The 19,434-nt window shown below is 44.9% G+C and carries 19 protein-coding genes, 1 pseudogene and 1 riboswitch; of the genes and pseudogenes, 11 read left to right on the top strand and 9 right to left on the bottom strand.

Going from position 1 to position 19,434, the window contains the following annotated elements:
* Positions 1 to 41: 41 nt before the first annotated feature.
* Positions 42 to 350 (bottom strand): DUF6783 domain-containing protein, encoded by a 309-nt coding sequence (locus I4V84_RS20745; protein ID WP_334285139.1) that lies wholly within the window; start codon positions 348 to 350, stop codon positions 42 to 44.
* On the opposite strand from I4V84_RS20745, the gene I4V84_RS20740 reads away from it, so the two are divergent.
* Complete coding sequence (locus I4V84_RS20740) at positions 249 to 566, top strand: DUF6783 domain-containing protein (protein ID WP_334285138.1); 318 nt, start codon at positions 249 to 251, stop codon at positions 564 to 566. The two genes, I4V84_RS20745 and I4V84_RS20740, sit on opposite strands and share 102 nt — an antisense overlap.
* Here I4V84_RS20740 and I4V84_RS13845 read toward each other — a convergent pair.
* Positions 451 to 1,599: pseudogene (locus I4V84_RS13845) on the bottom strand (amidohydrolase family protein); the annotation flags it as partial. The gene I4V84_RS20740 and the pseudogene I4V84_RS13845 sit on opposite strands and share 116 nt — an antisense overlap.
* Before the next feature lie 308 nt (positions 1,600 to 1,907).
* A riboswitch (purine riboswitch) is annotated at positions 1,908 to 2,004 on the bottom strand.
* Positions 2,005 to 2,233: 229 nt separating this feature from the next.
* Between I4V84_RS13845 and I4V84_RS13840 the strand changes: the two are divergent.
* The 3 genes from I4V84_RS13840 (at position 2,234) to I4V84_RS13830 (ending at position 4,815) form a co-directional block, all read left to right on the top strand.
* Positions 2,234 to 2,944, top strand: a complete 711-nt coding sequence (locus I4V84_RS13840) for an acyl-ACP thioesterase domain-containing protein (protein ID WP_195992601.1) — start codon at positions 2,234 to 2,236, stop codon at positions 2,942 to 2,944.
* 122 nt (positions 2,945 to 3,066) lie between these two features.
* A complete protein-coding gene (locus tag I4V84_RS13835; RefSeq protein ID WP_173716963.1) occupies positions 3,067 to 4,035 on the top strand; it encodes a Gfo/Idh/MocA family oxidoreductase in 969 nt (322 codons plus the stop codon).
* 81 nt (positions 4,036 to 4,116) lie between these two features.
* Positions 4,117 to 4,815, top strand: a complete 699-nt coding sequence (locus I4V84_RS13830) for an L-ribulose-5-phosphate 4-epimerase (RefSeq protein ID WP_118583558.1) — start codon at positions 4,117 to 4,119, stop codon at positions 4,813 to 4,815.
* A gap of 133 nt (positions 4,816 to 4,948) precedes the next feature.
* On the opposite strand, the gene I4V84_RS13825 is transcribed toward I4V84_RS13830, so the two are convergent.
* From I4V84_RS13825 to I4V84_RS13810, 4 genes are all read right to left on the bottom strand, one after another.
* The gene (locus I4V84_RS13825) at positions 4,949 to 7,120 is read right to left on the bottom strand and encodes a glycoside hydrolase family 3 C-terminal domain-containing protein (RefSeq protein ID WP_195992599.1); all 2,172 of its coding nucleotides are present in this window, start codon (positions 7,118 to 7,120) and stop codon (positions 4,949 to 4,951) included.
* A 134-nt stretch (positions 7,121 to 7,254) separates the two neighbouring features.
* Entirely contained in the window at positions 7,255 to 8,109 is an 855-nt protein-coding gene (locus I4V84_RS13820; RefSeq protein WP_173769643.1) for a carbohydrate ABC transporter permease, read from the bottom strand.
* Between the two features lie 12 nt (positions 8,110 to 8,121).
* Positions 8,122 to 9,009: a sugar ABC transporter permease gene (locus I4V84_RS13815; protein WP_195992597.1), complete on the bottom strand. Its 888-nt coding sequence runs from the start codon at positions 9,007 to 9,009 to the stop codon at positions 8,122 to 8,124.
* Positions 9,010 to 9,226: 217 nt separating this feature from the next.
* Positions 9,227 to 10,519 (bottom strand): extracellular solute-binding protein, encoded by a 1,293-nt coding sequence (locus I4V84_RS13810; RefSeq protein ID WP_195992595.1) that lies wholly within the window; start codon positions 10,517 to 10,519, stop codon positions 9,227 to 9,229.
* Between the two features lie 420 nt (positions 10,520 to 10,939).
* Between I4V84_RS13810 and I4V84_RS13805 the strand changes: the two genes are divergently transcribed.
* From I4V84_RS13805 to I4V84_RS13795, 3 genes are all read left to right on the top strand, one after another.
* Complete coding sequence (locus I4V84_RS13805) at positions 10,940 to 11,824, top strand: AraC family transcriptional regulator (RefSeq protein WP_148463309.1); 885 nt, start codon at positions 10,940 to 10,942, stop codon at positions 11,822 to 11,824.
* Between the two features lie 436 nt (positions 11,825 to 12,260).
* On the top strand, positions 12,261 to 13,115 hold the full coding sequence (locus I4V84_RS13800; RefSeq protein ID WP_118583547.1) for an alpha/beta hydrolase: 855 nt from the start codon (positions 12,261 to 12,263) through the stop codon (positions 13,113 to 13,115).
* 259 nt (positions 13,116 to 13,374) lie between these two features.
* Entirely contained in the window at positions 13,375 to 13,848 is a 474-nt protein-coding gene (locus tag I4V84_RS13795) for a hypothetical protein (protein WP_118583545.1), read from the top strand.
* 421 nt (positions 13,849 to 14,269) lie between these two features.
* On the opposite strand, the gene I4V84_RS13790 is transcribed toward I4V84_RS13795, so the two are convergent.
* The 3 genes from I4V84_RS13790 to I4V84_RS20735 form a co-directional block, all read right to left on the bottom strand.
* The gene (locus I4V84_RS13790) at positions 14,270 to 14,476 is read right to left on the bottom strand and encodes a PTS ascorbate transporter subunit IIC (protein WP_195992586.1); all 207 of its coding nucleotides are present in this window, start codon (positions 14,474 to 14,476) and stop codon (positions 14,270 to 14,272) included.
* On the bottom strand, positions 14,476 to 15,495 hold the full coding sequence (locus tag I4V84_RS13785; RefSeq protein ID WP_195992584.1) for an SPFH domain-containing protein: 1,020 nt from the start codon (positions 15,493 to 15,495) through the stop codon (positions 14,476 to 14,478). The genes I4V84_RS13790 and I4V84_RS13785 overlap by 1 nt, the downstream gene beginning before the upstream one ends.
* Positions 15,496 to 15,837: 342 nt before the next feature.
* The gene (locus tag I4V84_RS20735) at positions 15,838 to 15,996 is read right to left on the bottom strand and encodes a DUF6783 domain-containing protein (protein WP_334286111.1); all 159 of its coding nucleotides are present in this window, start codon (positions 15,994 to 15,996) and stop codon (positions 15,838 to 15,840) included.
* Here I4V84_RS20735 and I4V84_RS20730 point away from each other — a divergent pair.
* From I4V84_RS20730 to I4V84_RS13770, 4 genes are read left to right on the top strand one after another with little or no spacing between them, the layout of a single operon-like run.
* Positions 15,943 to 16,065 (top strand): DUF6783 domain-containing protein, encoded by a 123-nt coding sequence (locus I4V84_RS20730; RefSeq protein ID WP_334286106.1) that lies wholly within the window; start codon positions 15,943 to 15,945, stop codon positions 16,063 to 16,065. The two genes, I4V84_RS20735 and I4V84_RS20730, sit on opposite strands and share 54 nt — an antisense overlap.
* Before the next feature lie 11 nt (positions 16,066 to 16,076).
* Positions 16,077 to 17,405 (top strand): glycoside hydrolase family 3 protein, encoded by a 1,329-nt coding sequence (locus tag I4V84_RS13780; protein ID WP_195992582.1) that lies wholly within the window; start codon positions 16,077 to 16,079, stop codon positions 17,403 to 17,405.
* Positions 17,402 to 18,214 carry a glycoside hydrolase family 3 C-terminal domain-containing protein gene (locus I4V84_RS20175; protein ID WP_195992580.1) on the top strand — a complete coding sequence of 271 codons (813 nt, stop codon included), beginning with the start codon at positions 17,402 to 17,404 and terminating at the stop codon, positions 18,212 to 18,214. The genes I4V84_RS13780 and I4V84_RS20175 overlap by 4 nt, the downstream gene beginning before the upstream one ends.
* Positions 18,211 to 19,389, top strand: a complete 1,179-nt coding sequence (locus I4V84_RS13770; protein WP_195992579.1) for a glycerate kinase — start codon at positions 18,211 to 18,213, stop codon at positions 19,387 to 19,389. The genes I4V84_RS20175 and I4V84_RS13770 overlap by 4 nt, the downstream gene beginning before the upstream one ends.
* The last annotated feature ends 45 nt before the right edge of the window (positions 19,390 to 19,434 follow it).

The following is a 19,434-nucleotide window of genomic DNA, read 5'->3' as shown; positions in this document are numbered from 1 at the left end:
GCCGCGGTAACCGAAAACGAAAAAATGAATTCGGGCTCCGCTCAGAAAGTGTCCGCCGACAATAACTGGCTGGAATTAAACGCCACCCGTAAAGAATTTTCCCTAAGGCCCATTTCCGCAGGCCAGGAAGTCGTGATCGTGATCGGGGAGAATATGAATGAGGCGCGGATACGGGAGTATCTGGGGACAGCGAATATTAAGTAACCGCCATATTGACTAGAGCGTGTTTGAAAAATTATTCCCGCAATCTGTACGCCCCACTTTGCGGGAGATTTCACCCGAATTCGGTTGCCGTAGCCCGCTACGGCGCCCTCATCCGAGCGAAATTTCCCACAAATTGTGACGCACATCTTGCAGAAAGCCTTTTTCAAATACGCTCTAGATTACCATTATTTAAGAAGATATCAAAGCGTAATTTTGAAAATCTGAAATTTAAATTACTTTCCGTCCCTGTACATATTTCCCAACCAAATTGCGGTCGTCGGACAGATAAACAAGCCTTTCCAGTCTGTCACGGGTGGAGATTTCCTGAGGATGACGGATATTGCTGTCGTCCAGAATCATAGCGTCGAATTCATAGCCTTTTTCGAAGCTGCCGACTTTTCCGAAGAAGGAGCCACCACCGATCGTGGCCATGTAAAAAGCTTCTTCCAGAGTAACCGGGGCCTGGGTCTGGTCCATCAGGCGCCAGCGGAGCTTGGAAACCTGGATGGCATCGGCAATTGCGCGGAACATGGAAAGGGAAAATCCACCGGCAACATCAGTTCCAAGACCTACGTGAAGTCCCATGTCAAGATAACGGCGGATGGGAGCGATTCCGGAAGCAATGTCGGTGTTGGATTCCGGGCAATGGGCGATGTAAACACCCTGGTCTTTGATCATCTGGATTTCCTCATCTGTGGAATGAACACAGTGGGCCATGATAGTAGGGCATGTATTGCTGCTTGCAGAAGCAGGATTGGAGACTTCTTCATTTGCTGCAGGTTTCGTTCCAAACAATCCAAACATATCATACGCATCCCCATAAAATCTGCTTGTGGGACAAAGCTCCTTTACCCATGCAATTTCCCCGAAATTTTCAGACAGATGAGACTGAATTGGAATGTGGTATTCCCGATGGATTTTTCCCAGCTCGGTCATCAGCTCATCAGTACAGGATGGGGTAAAACGTGGGGTTAGGATCGGGTAGGTGTGGTCGTAACGTCCCTTGATCTCTTCCAGCCACTGGCGTGTATCCTGTGCAGAAGCCTGTGCGCTTTTCTCCTGAAGCTCCGGTGCTCCATTGCGATCCATATTTACTTTTCCAACCATAGTTGTCAGGCCGCTTTCCTCCAGCATGTCCATGAGAAGCTCCGTTGCCGGACGGTGCAAGGTGGCGAAAATGCAGGCTCTGGTGGTGAAGCTGTGCTTTAAGTCATCCACGAAAATGGAGTAAGCCTTTTTCGCATAGGACAGGTCAGCGTACTTGGCTTCCTGCGGGAAAGTGATGGTGTTTAGCCAGTCCAGCAGCTCCAGATCCATGCCGGTTCCGCGGTAAGCGTACTGGGGAGCATGCAGATGAAGGTCAGTGAATCCTGGGATGATCAGTCGATCACCCATGTCTTTTACAGGAATATCTTTATATTTCTCTGGAAGCTGGAAAAAAACACCGGCACAGAGCCCGTTTTCACAGACAGCATAAGAGTTTTCTGCAAAAACAAGTTCTTTCTGATTCTTGCTGTAACAAATTGTACCTTTCAAAGCAAACAAATCTTTTTTCATATCAGACCATCCTTTCTGCCAGAGGCGAGGCAAAGTAAAACTCCGGGATAGTTTGCGGCTGAGAACGTACTGCCGGAAACATGCAAAATGTGATTTCGGGCTGATTCAGCAATAAAAAAACCACCCGGAAAATGCCATACCTGCACACCTCTTCGCATGCAGCTTATAGACAACTATTAGGGTAGTTGGTAGAAACGTCCAACCAGATTATGGACATATATAAGCGTTTGCTGTTTTTATTTTTATATCTTTATTGTACATGGTAAAGAGTGCAGAATCAAGGGGATTTTCACAAAAAAATCTACATTTTCATATCTTTATTGCTGGATTTGTTATATAATGAAGTAAAATTTGCGGACAAGAAATTAGAGCGTGTTTGAAAAAGGCTTTCTGCAAAATTTCCCACAAAGTGGGGCGTGCAGATTGCGGGAATGATTTTTCAAACAGGCTCTAGAATGGAGATTGACATAACATGAGTTACAGTTTTAAAGGCCGTGTCAGATACAGTGAAATAGGCGAAGATGGTTGCCTGACTCTTCCTGGAATTCAGAATTATTATCAGGATTGCTGCACCTTTCAATCTGAGAATATAGGGCAGGGAATGAAGGCGCTGGAGGAACGCCAGAGAGCCTGGGTGTTGTCATCCTGGCAGATTGTGGTGAACCGATATCCGGGATTGGGAGAGACGATTGTGGCATCAACGGCGCCATATGGCTTCAAAGGCTTTCTTGGAATGCGTAACTTCACTCTGAAAACAGAAGATGGAGAGCTTTTATCCTATGCAAACAGTATCTGGACCAATATTGATACAGAGACCGGTCTGCCGGCCAGACTTACAGACGAAGACACCAGAGGATACGAACTGGATGAAAAGCTGGAGATGGATTATGCGCCACGTAAGATTGCCCTTCCGGAAGGGATGGAAGCTCAGGAGTCTTTTGCAATACAGAAACATCATCTGGACACCCATCACCATGTTAATAATTGTCAGTATATCCGCATGGGGGCAGACTATCTGCCAGAAGGCTTTGAAATCCGCCAGATGAGGGCAGAATATAAGAAGCAGGCACTGCTTGGAGACGTTTTTTATCCGGCAGTGAAGCTGGAAATGGGAAAGGTTACGGTTGCGCTTTCCACGGAGAATGGCGAACCTTATGCGATTGTAGAGTTTATGTCTGCATGAGGTGAGACTATATGAATATCATGTGAGCGAAATAACTGTATCGCTTTAGAGATATCTCCATACAGGGAGGTCAGTTGAGAATGGCGAAACAGGAAATTTTATTAGAAAGGCGGTTTACATAAATGAAAATTGGAATACTTGGAGCTGGAGGAATTGCAGTTCAGATGGCGAAAACAGTAGCTGGAATGAAGGATGTGGAGAATTACGCAGTGGCAGCCAGAAGCTTTGAACGGGCGCAGGCTTTTGCCGAGAAATACGGTTTTTCCAAGGCTTATGGCTCTTATGAGGAAATGCTTGCAGACCCGCAGGTGGATCTGGTTTATATTGCAACCCCTCATTCCCATCATTATCTTCATGCAAAGATGTGCCTGGAGGCAGGAAAAAATGTGCTTTGTGAAAAGGCGTTTACTGTAAATGCAGACCAGGCAAGAAAGCTTTTTGCCCTGGCGAAAGAGAAAAACCTGCTGATCACAGAGGCAATCTGGACCAGATATATGCCATCCAGAAAGATGATCGATGATATTATTTCAAGCGGTGTGATCGGTGAGGTGACAGCTGTTACAGCCAATCTGAACTATGCCATCAGTGAGGTGGAACGTATCCGTAAGCCGGAGCTGGCAGGCGGTGCGCTTCTGGATGTTGGTGTTTATACCATTAATTTCGCAAGCATGGTTCTTGGGGATAAGTTGAAGGATGTACAGGCAACTGCTATTTTCCGTGAAGGTGTGGATATGCTGGATACGATTGCTATGGTATTTGAAGGCGACCGCATGGCTACCTTGCAGTGTGGTGCCCGTGAAATTTCTGACAGAATGGGAAGTATTTTTGGAACCAAAGGTTATATTCAGGTGCAGAATATTAATAATCCGGAGAAAATCACAGTGTTTGACAAGGAGCATAAGGAGGTTGCAGCTTATTTGCCTCCGGCACAGATCACAGGCTATGAGTATGAGGTTGAGGCCTGCGCCAGAGCAATCGCACAGGGCGAAAAGGAATGCCCGGAAATGCCTCATGATGAGACTGTGCGTGTGATGGAGATCATGGATGGAATCAGGAAATCCTGGGGCTATGAGATTCCGCTTTATGAGTGATGAAATTTTATGAAAACTATAAGATACAAGTTTTTATGAAAAATATAAGATATTTGCATGTATAAAAAGGAGGATACAGCTATGCTTGAAAAATTAAAAGAAGAAGTTTACAAAGCAAATATGGACCTGCCGAAATACGGCCTGGTTACTTTTACCTGGGGAAATGTAAGTGGAATTGATCGTGAAAAAGGTCTTTTCGTAATCAAGCCAAGTGGTGTGGAATATGAGAAACTGACACCGGAAGATATGGTAGTTGTAGACCTGGAAGGTAATAAAGTAGAAGGTAAATATAACCCATCATCTGATACTCCGACCCATGTAGTTCTGTACAATGCTTTCCCGAAGATCGGTGGAATCGTACATACTCATTCCTCCTGGGCTACCAGCTGGGCACAGGCCGGCCGCGCAATTCCATGCTATGGAACCACTCATGCTGATTATATTTACGGTGAGGTTCCATGCGTCCGTAATCTGGATAAGAGTGAGATTGCGGAAGCTTATGAGAAGAATACTGGTATTCTCATTGCCGACTATTTCAAGAAGAGAGATTATGAGGCTGTTCCGGCTGTTCTTTGCAAGAATCATGGTCCTTTCACATGGGGCAAGGATGCGCACGAGGCAGTGCATAATGCAGTAGTTCTGGAAGAGGTTGCCAAGATGGCTTCCCGCTGCGAGCTGATCAATCCGAATGTGAAACCTGCTCCGCAGGAGCTTCAGGATAAGCATTACTATAGAAAACATGGTGCAAATGCTTATTATGGACAGGAAAATATTGAGTGAAAACTGAGATGAATTGCGTGACCGCTGTTTGTACCTTGAGATAGGTATGAATGGCGGTTACTTAATATTCGATGCTTTTAAAGGAGGAAAAATATAAGACGAACAACTAAGATAGTAGTTCGCCTTATAAAGATTATTTACTATATTCAATTTCCACTGGTTTCACACCTGCAAGTTCCATACTTCTCTTGTCCGGCTGTGTACAGCCAACGTAAATATGGAAGTGGCTGCCGTCCTCTGTTCTTGCTCCAGTTTCATCTACTACGGTGAAGGCCTTTGGAGCAATGGAAAGTGTGACGGTTTTTGTTTCGCCTGCTTTCAGGAAAACAGGAGTGAAAGCAGCAAGCTCCGGGTTTGGAACGGCCAGAGAAGAATCTGCATTCTTTATGTAAACCTGAACCACATCCCGGGTATCAATTGCGCCCTGGTTGGTGACAGTGGCCTGGATTGTAACTGGTGCTGCTGTGGTATTAGTGCCGCTTTCGAAACCTGCCTTGCCGGAAACACTTGTACCATTTGTGTCGGCTGCGCTGTTTTCACTGACAACTGCATCTGTCACTACTACCTTCCCATAAGTCAATCCATATCCAAATGGGAACTGCGCCTTATTCTCCATATAGCGGTAAGTACGTCCCTTCATGGCATAATCTGTAAAATCCGGAAGCTCTTCCAGGGTATTGTAGAAGGTCACTGGTAATTTGCCGGATGGGGAGACATCTCCGAACAGTACTCTTGCGGCGGCTTTTCCACCTTCAGCACCTGGGTACCACAGAACCATCACTGCATCAAAATGTTCTTCTGCATAAGAAAGATCAATGTCACTTCCTGCCATCAAGCAAAGAACAACCGGTTTGCCGGATTCAGCCATGGCTTCCATCAGATCCAGCTGAACCTGTGGAAGCTGCAAGGTCTCTTTGTCACCGGAAGCATAGCTGTTTCCGGTATCTCCTTCTTCACCCTCCAGTGTTTCATCAAGTCCTACACAGAGGATTACCACATCACTGTTTGCGGCAACAATCTTGGCCTCGGCCAGTCGGTCCTGGGTAAGTGCCAGATGCTCAGTACGGTCGCGGAAAAGATCACAGCCCACGGAAGCAAGCACCCGGACATCGCTTCCGGCAGCGCTAAGATAATCCTGAATGCCTTCCTGAATGGTACAATAACGGGATGCGGTACCGTGATAGTTTCCTACCAGTGCCGCGCGGCTGTCTGCATTTGGTCCCACGATTCCAATGGTTTTGATCTTCTCTTTCTGTAATGGCAGGATTCCGTTGTTTTTCAGAAGCACGAAGCTTTCTTCGGCGGCTTTTCTGGAAAGTGCCAGATGCTCCGGGGATTCTACCTCTGAATATGGAATCTTGTCATATTCTGTTTCTTCAAATAATCCCAGCATATATCTGGTTGTGAAAAGACGGATCGCAGATTCTGTGATAGTTTCTTCTGAAATCAGCCCTTTTTCATAAGCTTTCAAAATATGAAGATAAGTGTTTCCACAGTTCAGATCGCAGCCGTTGTTTAAGGCAAGAGCAGCCGATTCAGCGGGTGTGCTGGTTACCATGTGGTGCTCATGGAAGTCTTTGATCGCCCAGCAGTCGGAAACGAAATATCCCTGGAAGCTCCAGTCACCGCGCAGCTTTTTCTGAAGAGTAGGACTTCCGCAGCAAGGTTCGCCGTTAGTGCGGTTGTAAGCACCCATGAAGCCTTCCACGTCTGCTTCTTTTGCCAAGGCTTCAAAAGCCGGCAGGTAGGTTTCTTCCATATCCTTCGGGGTAGCAATGGCGTCAAATTCATGGCGGATCGCTTCCGGTCCTGAGTGGACTGCAAAGTGTTTCGCGCAGGCAGCGGCTTTTATAACTTCTCCATCACCCTGGAGTCCTTTTACAAAGGAAACACCCAGCTCTTTGGTAAGATAAGGATCTTCACCATAGGTTTCATGTCCTCGTCCCCATCTGGGATCGCGAAAAATATTTACGTTTGGGGACCAGAAAGTAAGCCCTTTGTAAATATCACGGTCCTCTTCCTGGGAATAAGCATTGTATTTGGCGCGGCCTTCAGTGGCAGTCACATCTGCGATTTCCTCTAGAAGCTCTGTGTCAAAAGTAGCTCCAAGGCCGATTGCCTGTGGGAAAACAGTTGCCTGGCCGGCGCGTGCGACTCCGTGGAGAGCTTCGTTCCACCAGTTGTAAGCCGGGATGCCCAGTCGCTTGATCGCCGGAGCGTCATAACGCAGCTGGCTTGCTTTTTCCTCCAAAGTCATCTGATTGACCAGTTCGGTCGCTTTTTTTCTAGCCTCTCCTCTGTTCATAATGTTTCTCCTGTTGTTGTCATAAATTCATGGTGACTATAAAACACAATGTTAAATCGGGGTATATAAACTCTGTGACCTGCATAAATACAGGTCACAAAGTTTAGTAAATGAAAAGGTTTCAATGTTATGTATCATCCCTTGACTGCACCTGTGGTAAGACCTTCTACGATCTGGTTACTGAACAGTGAGTAAACAACAACGGTAGGTGCGATTGCGATAATGATCGCAGCAAACATCTGCACATAGTTGGTTGCGTAAGGACCAACGAAATAGGTCAGTGTAACCGGCAGTGTCTTTTTCATAGGATCAGAGATAAATACCATGGCAAGAAGCAGCTCGTTCCAGTTGTTGATGAAGGTCATCAGACCGGATACGAAGAAACCGGTTCTGCAAAGTGGCAGTGCGATCCGGAAAAAGCATCCGTAGATTCCGCAGCCGTCAATGGCAGCAGCCTCGAACATTTCTCCTGGCATGGAACGGAAAAATCCGGTAAGCAGGAAAATGGTCATTGGCAGGGAGAAGGTAATATAAGGAATCATCAATCCGCCCTGGGAATTGGTAAGACCAAGTTTTGCAAATCTTACAAAAAGAGGAATCAGAACACAATGTACTGGAACCATCATTCCGATGAGGAAGAAGGTGTGCATGAATTCCGATAATTTCCAGCGCATTCTGGCGATGGCAAAAGCTGCCATAGCGCCGAAGAAAAGACTGACAATCAGGGTAGCGCCGCAGACGATGACAGAGTTTATAAGGGCGGTGCCAAGTTTTCCCATCTGCCATGCCTGCGCATAGTTTTCAAAATGAAATACCTCTGGCAGGGAAAATGGTGCGGACATAACACCAGCGTTATCTTTCAGAGATACGGACAGCATCCACAGAAGCGGAGCCAGATAAATAACTGCCAGGATCACCAGCAGGATATAAATCACTACGATTACCGGTTTTACCGGCTTTTTCGGAGCTTTTACTTTTACGTTGCTCATTTTCCCACCTCCTTATGACTCGTAAGTTTCAACTTTGATGACTTTCTTTACCAGAAGGGTTACAAGCAGGCAGAGCACCAGGAGAACTACGGAAATGGCGCTGGCGTAGCCGTATTTGAAATAGTTGAAACCTTCTGCATAAAGTTCAGTTGCAAGGACTTCTGTTCTGTGGTTCGGACCACCCTGAGTCATGTTGTAAACCAGGTCGAAGAACTTCAGAGAACCGATACAGTTCAGGGAAAGTGATGTGATCATCATTGGTTTGATCAGCGGAAGGGTGATATAGCGGAATGCTTTTACCTTTGACGCGCCGTCTATATAGGAAGCTTCATAAATATCACGGGAAATTCCGGTGATCTGTGCCATATAAAGCATCATGTTCTGACCAAGGTACTGCCACAGGGCAACAAATGCGATAACCCACATGGGAAGTACAATAAATCCGGTAGATTCCATCAGCCACAGAGGTCCTTCAATGCCGAATTTTGCAAGCAGATTGTTGATACCAATTCTCGGATTGAAAAGGAAGGACCAGAGAAGTCCAAGTGCTGCTGAGGAAAGTACGCATGGAAGATAATAAATGTTCTTGAAAATGTTGCGGCCTTTCGGGATGTTGGTGAGCATAACAGCAAGTAAAAGACCGAAGATCTGCTGTGTGACTGCTGAAAAGATCATGAAAAAGATGGAGTTTTTCAGGGCAATACGGAATGTGGCGTCACCGAAAAACAGTTTCTTATAGTTTTTTAATCCCACAAATTCAGGGGGTGTAAGTGCTGCGTAATCGCAGAGTGAGTAGTAAACCATTTGTATCGTCGGGATGATCAGGACCAGAAGGAACATGATCAGCGCCGGGGCGATAAATACGAAAATGGCTTTTTTGTCGCGCAGAATTTTATCCATAATATCTCCTTCCGTCAAATGTGTGCGGTTTTACTACTAAAGAAAACCGAATGATAGCAAAGAATAAGCCGTTGTCTGCATGAGTATTGTATTGATTTTGGTGGGCTCGCTGACTGGCGATAACCTTTTTAGTAAAAAGACTGCCGCGGAACATGCCTTAGTCCGTTCCGCGGCAGCCATGTGCCTGGGTTTATAACTTATTTTTATAAGGGAGGATTTATTCCCAAACGTTCTCCTCATAGAATGTCTGTACGGTCTGGAATGCTTCTTCAGGTGTCTGGTTTCCAAGGAAGATGTCAACCATTGCGTTATCAAAGCAGTCACCAGCTTCTACAGATGCAAGGGACTCATTGTAGAATCCGAATGTACCAGTTGCTTTGGCCATGATATCCTGAACATATTTCAGCTGTGCAGGAGCTTTGTCATAGTCGATCTCAAGGTCTTTGACGATTGGGAACTTGCCGCCGACTTCTGCTGTATATTTCTGAGCTGTCTCGTCTGTGAACATCTTCATAAGAGCGATGGCTGCGTCCTGATGCTCTGTTGTGGAGCTCATAAGCAGGTTGTCTGTCTTAACGATCATACGGTTCGGGTCATTTGCACCGTCAATTCCAGGAAACTGGAATACACCACATTTGGACTCGAAGTCTGGGTTGTTACCATTGATCTGTGCGATTGCCCAGGAACCCTGAACCAGCATAGCTGCTTCGCCGTTGTAGAAAGCTGCTGTAGCCTGGTCGTTGGAATCTCCGGCTGCTGTAGCCTGGAAATACTGGGAAAGGTCTTTTAACTTGGTGCCTGCTTCGATACAGTTCTCGTCTGTCCAGTTAGCGGTATGGTCTGCGATAGCTGCAAGGTCAACGCCTTGACGGTCACACAGATAACCAGCGATCATAGATAAGCACCATGCGGTACCTGCGGAGCAGGAGATTGGTGTGTAGCCAGCATCCTGAAGCTTCTGGCATGCAGCAATCAGTTCGTCGTATGTGGTAGGAACTTCAACTCCGGCATCTGCGAACATCTCTGTGTTGTAGTAAACGCAGGCTGCTGCGAAGTTGGTAGGAACTGCCATGATCTTTCCGTCATAGGTCATTCTCTCGAAGATACCATCTGTAAAGAATGCGTACCAGTCTGCTTCCTGATTCTCAAGGATATCGGTAAGATCAGCTGCTGCGCCTGCATTTACATATACGTCCATGTTTGGACCAGGGTTACAGATGTAAACGTCCGGTGTCTGTCCGGCTGCGATCAGTGCGTTCAGCTTGCCATCATACTCTTCCAGGTTGGTGGTGATCGGAGTTACGTGATATTTGCCATCGTACTCTTCGTTGAAACGATCAATGACTTCTTTGTAACCTTTGGAAATAAGATCTTCCGTAGCTTCCAGGTCATCCCAGAACATCCATGTGATTTCTTCAACATCATCAGCATAAACCGGTACAGATGTAGCCAGAGTTCCAGCTGCCATTGCTGCAGCTACTAATATTGAAAGTGCTCGTTTCTTGTTCATATTGAACCTCCTTTTAAAAATTTAGATCTCGTATTTGGTAATTCTTACTATAGCAGAGATTGCCTGGGTTTTCTTTCTAATTCTTGTTTGTTTACTATCAATTATTGCTATCTAAAATTGTACAAAAACAAGTACATGTCAAAGTATATAATTTAGAACATAGAAAATTATGCAATATAGACAAAGATAAACGATGCTTATTTAGATTTAAAATATAAATTTGGCTATATATTGATAAAAAAAGCAACATTTGATACAATACAAACATATTGAAAAACGCAATATTTGAGAACTAAATGACAATATTTGATACTGACCGTCGGAAAATGATATATGTTGGGAAAATTCAAACATGCTCTGGTAAAAGGGTGAAACTCAGGAGCATTATAATAAGAATATACAGGGAAGGAGCATGGGGAAATGATACATAAGCTTAGTGGAATACATGAAACAGTAGATTTCCGGGAGGATGAGCAGGTTTGTCTCTATTATAATGATGAATACGAGAATTACCCACCGCACTGGCATACCTCCTTCGAGGTACTTATGCCAATCGTAAATGGCTATAAGGCACTGTGCGGTGGAAAGGAATACAATCTGCGTGAGGGGGATGTGCTGATTATCGGTCCGTGTATGCTTCATGAGCTTTTTGCTCCGGAAAGCGGAGAGCGGATTATTTTTCAGCCGTGTCTGAACAATATTTCTACCAAGGAGCTGAACTTGCTTACTATGATTATAACCCCGGCTACTTTGATTACACCGGAGGGGTATCCGCAGATTTATGAAAAAGTAAAAACGCTTATGCTGGAAATCAAAGAGGAATATTTCGGTGAGTCTCCCTATCTGGAAACTATGATTATTTCGAAATTCCTTGAGATTCTTACATGCGTTGGAAGACAGCGTGTAAATGCACATACTGTAGCGGGACAGCAGAAAGAAAACGGAGCAAACAGCAGGCAGAAGGAATATGTGGAGAAGTTTATCCTGGTTACAGATTATATTAACAATCATTTTGCGGAAGATTTGAGCCTGGAGGGAGTGGCTTCCCAGGCAGGATTCAGTAAGTATCATTTTTCCAGGTTGTTTAAGCAGTATACAGATTCTACGTTTTATAAGTATTTGAATCAGAAGAGAATTGAATTTGCAAAAACGTTGCTGCAGGATCCGGGAGTGAGTGTGACGGAGGTGGCATTTAAGTCAGGCTTTTCCAGTCTGTCGGCGTTTCTTAGGATGTTTAAGCTGATGAATAATTGTACGCCTACGGAGTTCAGGGAGATGTATGACAGGACGAAGATGGGGAACTAGAGCGTGTTTGAAATAGCAGGTGTCAATTTTATTTAGGTATTGATTTCTTATAGGAAGAAAATTATTATGGCATTAGAGCCTGTTTGAAAAAGCATTATTGCAAACTGCACGCCAAAATTGTGACGCACGTCTTACAGAAAGCTTTTTTCCAAACATGCTTTAGGGGATAAGCTGGTTATTCCTGACATTATAAAATGATATGAGTGTCAAAAGGTCTTTTGACACTCATTTGATATCCGGATTGCTACGCAGCTACGCTGCTCCCGCAATCCTCCAAATATTCGAAATCCGCTGATTTACTGCGTAAATCGCTACTTTCTCATATTTGGCGTGTCCCAAGTTCAAAAGCCTTATCGTGCAAGCACGAACAGCTTTTTGACCTTTTGACACTGGTATCATAAAATGAACGAAATATATACAACAGGAGGCTCGCGAAATGATTCACGAAAAAATAGAAATCCAATTGAAAGATTCTGAGTTTAAAGCAAATTTATTTACATATTTCCTGGATAATTCCCCGGAGATCGAGCCGGAGAGAAAGAGATCGGTTGTGCTGATCTGTCCTGGCGGCGGCTATCAGATGACTTCTGACAGAGAGGCAGAAGCTCTTGCTGTCAGATTTATGGCAATGGGCTATCATGCTGCGATTTTGCGCTACAGCGTTGCTCCGGCACGTTTCCCGGAGGCGCTTCTTCAGCTGGCTACAGCAGTTGCAATGCTCCGTGAAAATGCAGAAAAATGGCATATTGATACAGAGAAGATCGTAGTCCAGGGTTCTTCTGCTGGTGGACATCTGGCGGCAAGCCTTGGTGTATTCTGGAACAAGCCCTTTGTTGCAGAAGCTTTGGGCATGGACTCCGAAAAGTTTCGCCCCAATGGGCTTATGCTCAGCTATCCGGTAATCACTTCTGGCGAGAAAGCACATAAGGGTTCTTTTGAAAGCGTTCTGGGAGAGGATTATGCAGATGAAGAGAAACGCAGATTCCTGTCCCTGGAATATAATGTTACGAAGGATACCCCGTCGACTTTCCTGTGGCATACAGCACCGGATGATACTGTACCGGTAGAGAACTCCCTGCTGTTTTTCCAGGCACTTCACGCTCTGGATATTCCGGCAGAATTGCATATTTATCCAGTGGGCAGTCATGGTCTGGGACTTGCCACTGCAGAAACAGCATGCCCCAATGGCTATGGAATCCAGGCAGAATGTGAGAGCTGGATTCAGCTTGCCGGTGACTGGATGAAGCACCTGTTTGAAGCGAAGGAAGTCGTAAAGGCACCTTGGGAATAAAAAGATGGGGTGTTGGTGAAATTTCCACAGTTGGTAAGAATATGAAAGTAATAGAAAATATAGATTAGGTGAGTAGAAGCTTTAAAGTCCGTTGCCTTGGGGATTCCCAGACAGTGGACTTTTTTCCTGTTCTGAAATGTGTTGCTGCAAATCATGCGTGGCGTGATTATAGCACAGAACAAAATGTACTTCAAGTATTGTTTTTACATTATTTTGCTGATATACTTTTTTTATCTTAAATATACGGGAGGTGAAAGAAATGTTGACGAAAGAAGATCTACAGGCGATTGCAGGATTGCTGGTGCCCATTGAGACACGGATTGGGAATTTGGAAAGCCGTTTCGATAATTTGGAAAGCCGCTTCGACAAGTTGGAAAGCCGCTTCGATAATTTGGAAAGCCGCTTTGACAGCTTAGAAACTCGCGTTGACAACTTCGAAAGCGAAACCAAGAGGCGCTTTGAGAATCTGGAAGCGAACTTGCGCAGCGTAGACAAGCATGTATGTGAATTGGATGCATCAGTATCAGAATTGCAAAGAAGTGTAAAAGAACTCTGGCTTCATGTGGAGAACACTACAGACTGGAAGCTTCAGGTTGTAGCAGAGAATCATTCCAATCTTTTACAAAAGCTGGAAGAACAACAAAAGAGATGGGAAACGCAGGAAAGACTTTTATTTTACGTGAACAAACATGAGAAAGACATCACCGCGATAAAGCAGAGGCTGTGTATGTGATTGACAGAACCATTCATACATAAGAATGGCTGTAGAAATACTCTCAGAAAAAATGAAATATAAAATGCATCAGAAAAACGTAATAGAAAAACAAAATAGAAAAACGAAACAGAAAAATACATATAGAGAAAGCAAATTGCAAGTAATATATCATTTTATAGAATTATAGAAATACTAAAATACAAAAGATAAATTAACACAAAGAACGAAGAAAATAAGCTTAACAATTATAATTATAAGCGTTAAATACCATACAAAACAGAATTGGTGTTCAGAGCATTCAGAAAGTCATTACCCTCTGTGCACGAATAGATAAAAGCGGGGAGTACAGCACTGTTGTTATAACATCTGTACTCCCTGCTTTGTTTACTATGAAAATCCTGTGCGGCAGGCAGAATGCCTTTTTAAACAGAAGCAGGAATCATGAGATATCCAGTTCTGGCGGCTCATCCATAGTGTCGGAAACATATTTCCCATTCTTTTTACGCTGTCGGACGCATTCAGTAAGCAGATACTCGATCTGACCGTTGACGGAGCGGAAATCATCTTCTGCCCAGGCGGCAATCTGATCATAAAGCTTTGCAGAAAGCCTGAGCGGAATCTGTTTCTTTGGCCTGGTGTCTGCCATTAGTACAGACTGCCGGAATTAACCACCGGCTGGGCATCGTGATTGCCACACAGTACAACGAGAAGATTAGAAACCATGGCAGCTTTCCGCTCCTCGTCAAGCTCAACCACATTGTTCTCATTCAACCGCTCCAGTGCCATTTCAACCATGCCAACAGCACCGTCTACGATCATCTTTCTCGCATCAATAATAGCAGAAGCCTGCTGTCTCTGCAGCATAACGGCTGCAATCTCAGGAGCATAAGCCAGATAAGTGATGCGTGCCTCAATAATCTCAAGACCAGCCTCTGCAACCTTCTGCTGGATCTCATCCCGGATACGTCCGGCTACGATTTCGCTGGAACCACGCAGGCTGCCCTCATCTGCAACGCCATCCCCTGTGGTATCCACATTCGGAGCTACATCATAAGGATAAATCCTTACAATATTACGAAGGGCACTGTCACACTGCAGGGAAAGATATTCCTTATAGTTGTCCACGTTGAAAACAGCCTTCGCCGTATCTGTCACACGCCACATAACCGCAATTCCAATTTCTATCGGGTTACCCAGACAATCATTGATCTTCTGACGGTTATTGTTCAGAGTCATGATCTTCAGGGAGATCTTTTTACTTACATAAGAGCTATTGGAAGATCCGCCGGTGCCTGCCGCAGTTAATGTCAAAACTGATTTGGCGGCATTACCGCCATCCACATCGCCGCTCTGATTTAATTTCGTCTTAGCTGCCGGATTCACTGCTGTACAAAAAGGATTTACCCAATAAAAGCCGTCATCCTTCAGTGTGCCCACATAATTACCAAACAAGGTAAGAACCAGAGCTTCCTGAGGCTTCAATACTTTTAATCCAAGAAATGGAATCCATCCCAAAGATAACCAGATGAATCCGACTGCAGCCATTGGAATACAGTAAAAGATGGAACCGATTACAGCAAGTGCTGTTGCTGCCGCATACAGCAAAATGAAGAGAATCATCATTATCATGCCATTCTTCTTACTGCTTAAAACTTTTTCCTGCATAATAAACCTCCTGACTGGTATATGCATGATATGAGTGTCAAAAAGTCTTTTGACACTCATTTGATACCCGGATTGCTACGCAGCTACGCTGCTCCCGCAATCCTCCAAATATTCGAAATCCGCTGATTTACTGCGTAAATCGCTACTTTCTCATATTTGGCGTGTCCCAAGTTCAAAAGACTTATCGTGCAAGCACAAACAGCTTTTTGACCTTTTGACACTGGTATCATATGCATTGCTTTACCATAAAAATATGTATGAACTAGTTGATGTATAAATGATATCATTTTAATATCGAAATGTCAATACTGAAGAAGAACATTTGATGTGTGGAGAAAAAAATCAGTATAAAAATTCGTAATTCTCAGTTATAATTGAGCTAGAGCGTGTTTGAAAAATCATTTCAGCAATCTGCACGCCCCACTTTGCGGTATATTTTGCCCGAATTTGGTTGCCGTAGCCCGCTACGGCGCCCTCATCCGGACAAAATCTCCCACAAATTGTGACGCACATCTTACAGAAAGCCTTTTTCAAACACGCTCTAACACGTTCTGGATTAATGAGATGTGAGGGTGAATATTATGGATAATAAACGTGAGATGGTAATTGAAGAATTAGTATCCCGACTGACTCTGGACGAGAAAATCAGCATAATCCATGGGATCGGCCTGTTTCATAATGGCGGTGTGGAGCGTCTTGGAATCCTGGAGCTTGTAATGTCTGATGATCCCATGGGTGTACGAAACGATTTCGAGAATGCACAGTGGAGGGTAATCGGAAATACAGACGATTATGTTTCCTATCTGCCAAGCAACAGTGCGTTGGCAGCAACCTGGAACCATGATCTCGCCTATGAGGCCGGAACTGTTCTTGGGGAGGAAGCCCGTGGACGCGGAAAAGACGTGATTCTGGCACCAGGTGTAAATATTAAGAGAAGTCCCCTTTGTGGACGAAATTTTGAATATATGAGCGAGGATCCGTATCTTACCGGAGAGATGGCAGTGCCACTTGCAAAAGGCGTACAGAGTGCAGACACTGCCGCCTGCGTGAAACATTTTTCCCTTAATAACCAGGAAACAGAACGACTCTGGGTAGAGGTGAAGGTTAGCGAGCGTGCCCTTCGTGAAATTTATCTTCCCGCTTTTGAAAAGGTGGTAAAAGAAGGCCATGTTTACTCTGTAATGGGTGCTTATAACCGTTATAATGGCGAGCATTGCTGTGAAAGCAAAACTTTATTGAACGGTGTTCTCCGGGATGAGTGGAAATTTGACGGAATGGTGGTTTCCGACTGGGGTGGTGTGCATTTGACAAAAGAGGCTGCTACAAGTGGCCTGGATCTGGAAATGTCCGTTACCGATAATTTTGATGAATACTGCATGGCAGAGCCGCTGAAAAAAGCAGTGGAGAATGGCGAGATCGCAGAAGAGCTGATTGATAAGAAAGTGAAGAATATTCTGAGGCTGATGTACAGACTGAATATGTTAGGTAAAGTACTCCGTAAGCCAGGCTCTTACAATACTCCCGAACATCGCCAGAAAATCCTTGATACTGCCCGTGAATCTGTCATTCTTTTGAAAAATGATAAAAAACAGCTTCCGCTTTCTCAGGAAAAGACGAAGAAAATTCTGGTAATCGGCGATAACGCCAATCGCATTCAGTCCTACGGTGGTGGAAGTGCAGAGATTAAAGCCTTTTACGAGATTACCCCACTTCTTGGGATTAAAATGCTTCTTGGCGGAAATGCGAAGGTGGATTTCGTACCAGGTTACTATGCCGACAATTTTGACCATATGAATATGGAAACCAACTGGCAGACAGTCTGGAAAATGCCGGTGGTTTCACTGGAGCAAATGGCGGTGTCGCGCCTGAAATTCTGGAGAAACAAGACAAATATCGTGCGGAAGCAGTGAAAAAGGCAGCAGAGGGTGGCTACGACACAGTGATTTTCGTAGGCGGTCAGAACCATTTTCAGGATCTGGAAGGACATGACCGTCCGAATATGAAGCTTCTATATGCACAGGATAAGCTGATTGAGGAGCTTTTTGAAGTGGTGCCTGACATGATTATGGTTATGTTTTCCGGCTCCCCAGTGGAAATGCCATGGATTTCCAGAGTGCACACTCTCGTATGGAGCTGGTTTAACGGAATGGAAGGTGGAACTGCTCTTGCAGAGATTCTTTTTGGAAAAGTGAACCCATCCGGCCGTCTGCCGGAGACTTTTCCGATATCTCATCGGGATTGCTCCGCACATTGTATTGGAGAATTTCCTGGTGAAAAAACGGTAGATTACGCTGAGTGTATTTTTGTAGGTTACCGCTATTATGACACCAGACAGGTGCCGGTACTTTTCCCATTTGGCTACGGACTTTCCTACACAGAATTCGTGTACAGTAATTTGCGCGTGGAAGGTACTTACCCGAATTTCAAAGTATCCGTAGACGTTACAAACGATGGAAACGCAGCTGGAAAAGAGGTTGTCCAGATTTATGTAGGCAAACCGGATTCTCAGGTAGAGCGTGCCATGAAAGAACTTCGCGGGTTCACCAAACTGGAACTGCAGCCGGGAGAAACCAAAACGGCAGAAGTTACTCTGGATGAAGCTGCATTCACTTATTTCGACGAAAATCTTCGCCATTTCGTAACTGAATCCGGGGAATATAAGATTTTTGCAGGCAAATCTGTGGCAGAGATTTGTCTGGTGGAGGGTATTGATGTATGAAAGCTGTAATTGCAATCGATTCATTTAAAGGGAGCATGGATTCCATAGAGGCAGGAGTGGCAGCAGCGGAAGGAGTTAAGAGAGTTTATCCGGATGCGGAGACGGTGGTTTATCCGCTGGCTGATGGCGGAGAAGGGACTGTGCAGGCACTGGCGAAAGGTCTTGACGGAAAGCTAGAGCATGTGAAGGTCACAGGACCACTGGGAGAAAAGGTTGTCTGTGAATATGCAATTGTGGGAAAAACAAATCCAACGGCTATCATAGAAATGGCTGGTGCAGCCGGAATTACTTTAGTTCCGCCTGAACTTCGCAATCCCATGCACACTACGACTTACGGTGTCGGTGAAGTGATAAAAGATGCGATCACTAAGAACTGCCGGAATTTTATCATTGGAATTGGAGGAAGCGCCACTAATGACGGTGGAATTGGGATGATTCAGGCATTAGGCGCAGAGTTTCTGGATAAAAGTGGAAAACAGGTGCCATTTGGAGCCGCCGGTGTGGAAAAACTGTCTGCCATTAATTGTGAAAATATGCTTCCTGAACTAAAAGACTGCAATTTCCGCATTGCCTGTGATGTTGATAATCCCTTATGTGGAGAAAACGGCTGCAGTCACATCTTTGGTCCGCAAAAAGGTGCAACGCCAGAGCTGGTGGAGCGGATGGATGTGTGGCTGAATCGGTATGCAGAATTAAGTCGATTTTACAATTGCGATCCTGATTATCCCGGCAGCGGTGCAGCCGGAGGCCTTGGTTTCGCATTTCGCACTTTCCTTCACGGAAACCTGGAGCCTGGCATAAATATTGTCCTGGATGAAATCGGCATAGAATCCCAGATGAAAACTGCGGATGTGGTTATTACCGGCGAAGGTCGTCTGGACGGTCAGACCGTAAGAGGAAAAGCCCCCATCGGCGTTGCCAGACTCGCCCGGAAATACGGAAAGTCCGTCCTCGCCTTTTCCGGCTCCGTCACGGACGATGCTGCCGCCTGCAATCAGGCTGGAATTACTGCCTTTTTCCCTATTCTTCGGCAGGTGACCACCCTGGAAGATGCAATGCAGCCGGTCAACGCCCAGAAGAATATGTGCGATACTGTAGAACAGGTTTTTCGTCTGTTAAGACTTTATAATTTCCCTTTTTCCCCCTCTTGTGTAAGTTCACAATTCTGCAATTGACAAATTATTGGGACTATATTAATATTAAAACAACGTCGTATGTCG

The organism is Ruminococcus sp. 1001713B170207_170306_F1 (assembly GCF_015668065.1).
GTDB classification, from domain to species: domain Bacteria; phylum Bacillota; class Clostridia; order Lachnospirales; family Lachnospiraceae; genus Blautia_A; species Blautia_A faecis.
This window is presented reverse-complemented; position numbering and strand designations above follow the sequence as displayed.

Coding starts and splice junctions, on each gene's coding strand:
- I4V84_RS20745 (WP_334285139.1), bottom strand. CDS start 350: ATGTGCGTCACAATTTGTGGGAAATTTCGCTCGGATGAGGGCGCCGTA.
- I4V84_RS13840 (WP_195992601.1), top strand. CDS start 2,234: ATGAGTTACAGTTTTAAAGGCCGTGTCAGATACAGTGAAATAGGCGAA.
- I4V84_RS13835 (WP_173716963.1), top strand. CDS start 3,067: ATGAAAATTGGAATACTTGGAGCTGGAGGAATTGCAGTTCAGATGGCG.
- I4V84_RS13830 (WP_118583558.1), top strand. CDS start 4,117: ATGCTTGAAAAATTAAAAGAAGAAGTTTACAAAGCAAATATGGACCTG.
- I4V84_RS13825 (WP_195992599.1), bottom strand. CDS start 7,120: ATGAACAGAGGAGAGGCTAGAAAAAAAGCGACCGAACTGGTCAATCAG.
- I4V84_RS13820 (WP_173769643.1), bottom strand. CDS start 8,109: ATGAGCAACGTAAAAGTAAAAGCTCCGAAAAAGCCGGTAAAACCGGTA.
- I4V84_RS13815 (WP_195992597.1), bottom strand. CDS start 9,009: ATGGATAAAATTCTGCGCGACAAAAAAGCCATTTTCGTATTTATCGCC.
- I4V84_RS13810 (WP_195992595.1), bottom strand. CDS start 10,519: ATGAACAAGAAACGAGCACTTTCAATATTAGTAGCTGCAGCAATGGCA.
- I4V84_RS13805 (WP_148463309.1), top strand. CDS start 10,940: ATGATACATAAGCTTAGTGGAATACATGAAACAGTAGATTTCCGGGAG.
- I4V84_RS13800 (WP_118583547.1), top strand. CDS start 12,261: ATGATTCACGAAAAAATAGAAATCCAATTGAAAGATTCTGAGTTTAAA.
- I4V84_RS13795 (WP_118583545.1), top strand. CDS start 13,375: ATGTTGACGAAAGAAGATCTACAGGCGATTGCAGGATTGCTGGTGCCC.
- I4V84_RS13790 (WP_195992586.1), bottom strand. CDS start 14,476: ATGGCAGACACCAGGCCAAAGAAACAGATTCCGCTCAGGCTTTCTGCA.
- I4V84_RS13785 (WP_195992584.1), bottom strand. CDS start 15,495: ATGCAGGAAAAAGTTTTAAGCAGTAAGAAGAATGGCATGATAATGATG.
- I4V84_RS13780 (WP_195992582.1), top strand. CDS start 16,077: ATGGATAATAAACGTGAGATGGTAATTGAAGAATTAGTATCCCGACTG.
- I4V84_RS13770 (WP_195992579.1), top strand. CDS start 18,211: ATGAAAGCTGTAATTGCAATCGATTCATTTAAAGGGAGCATGGATTCC.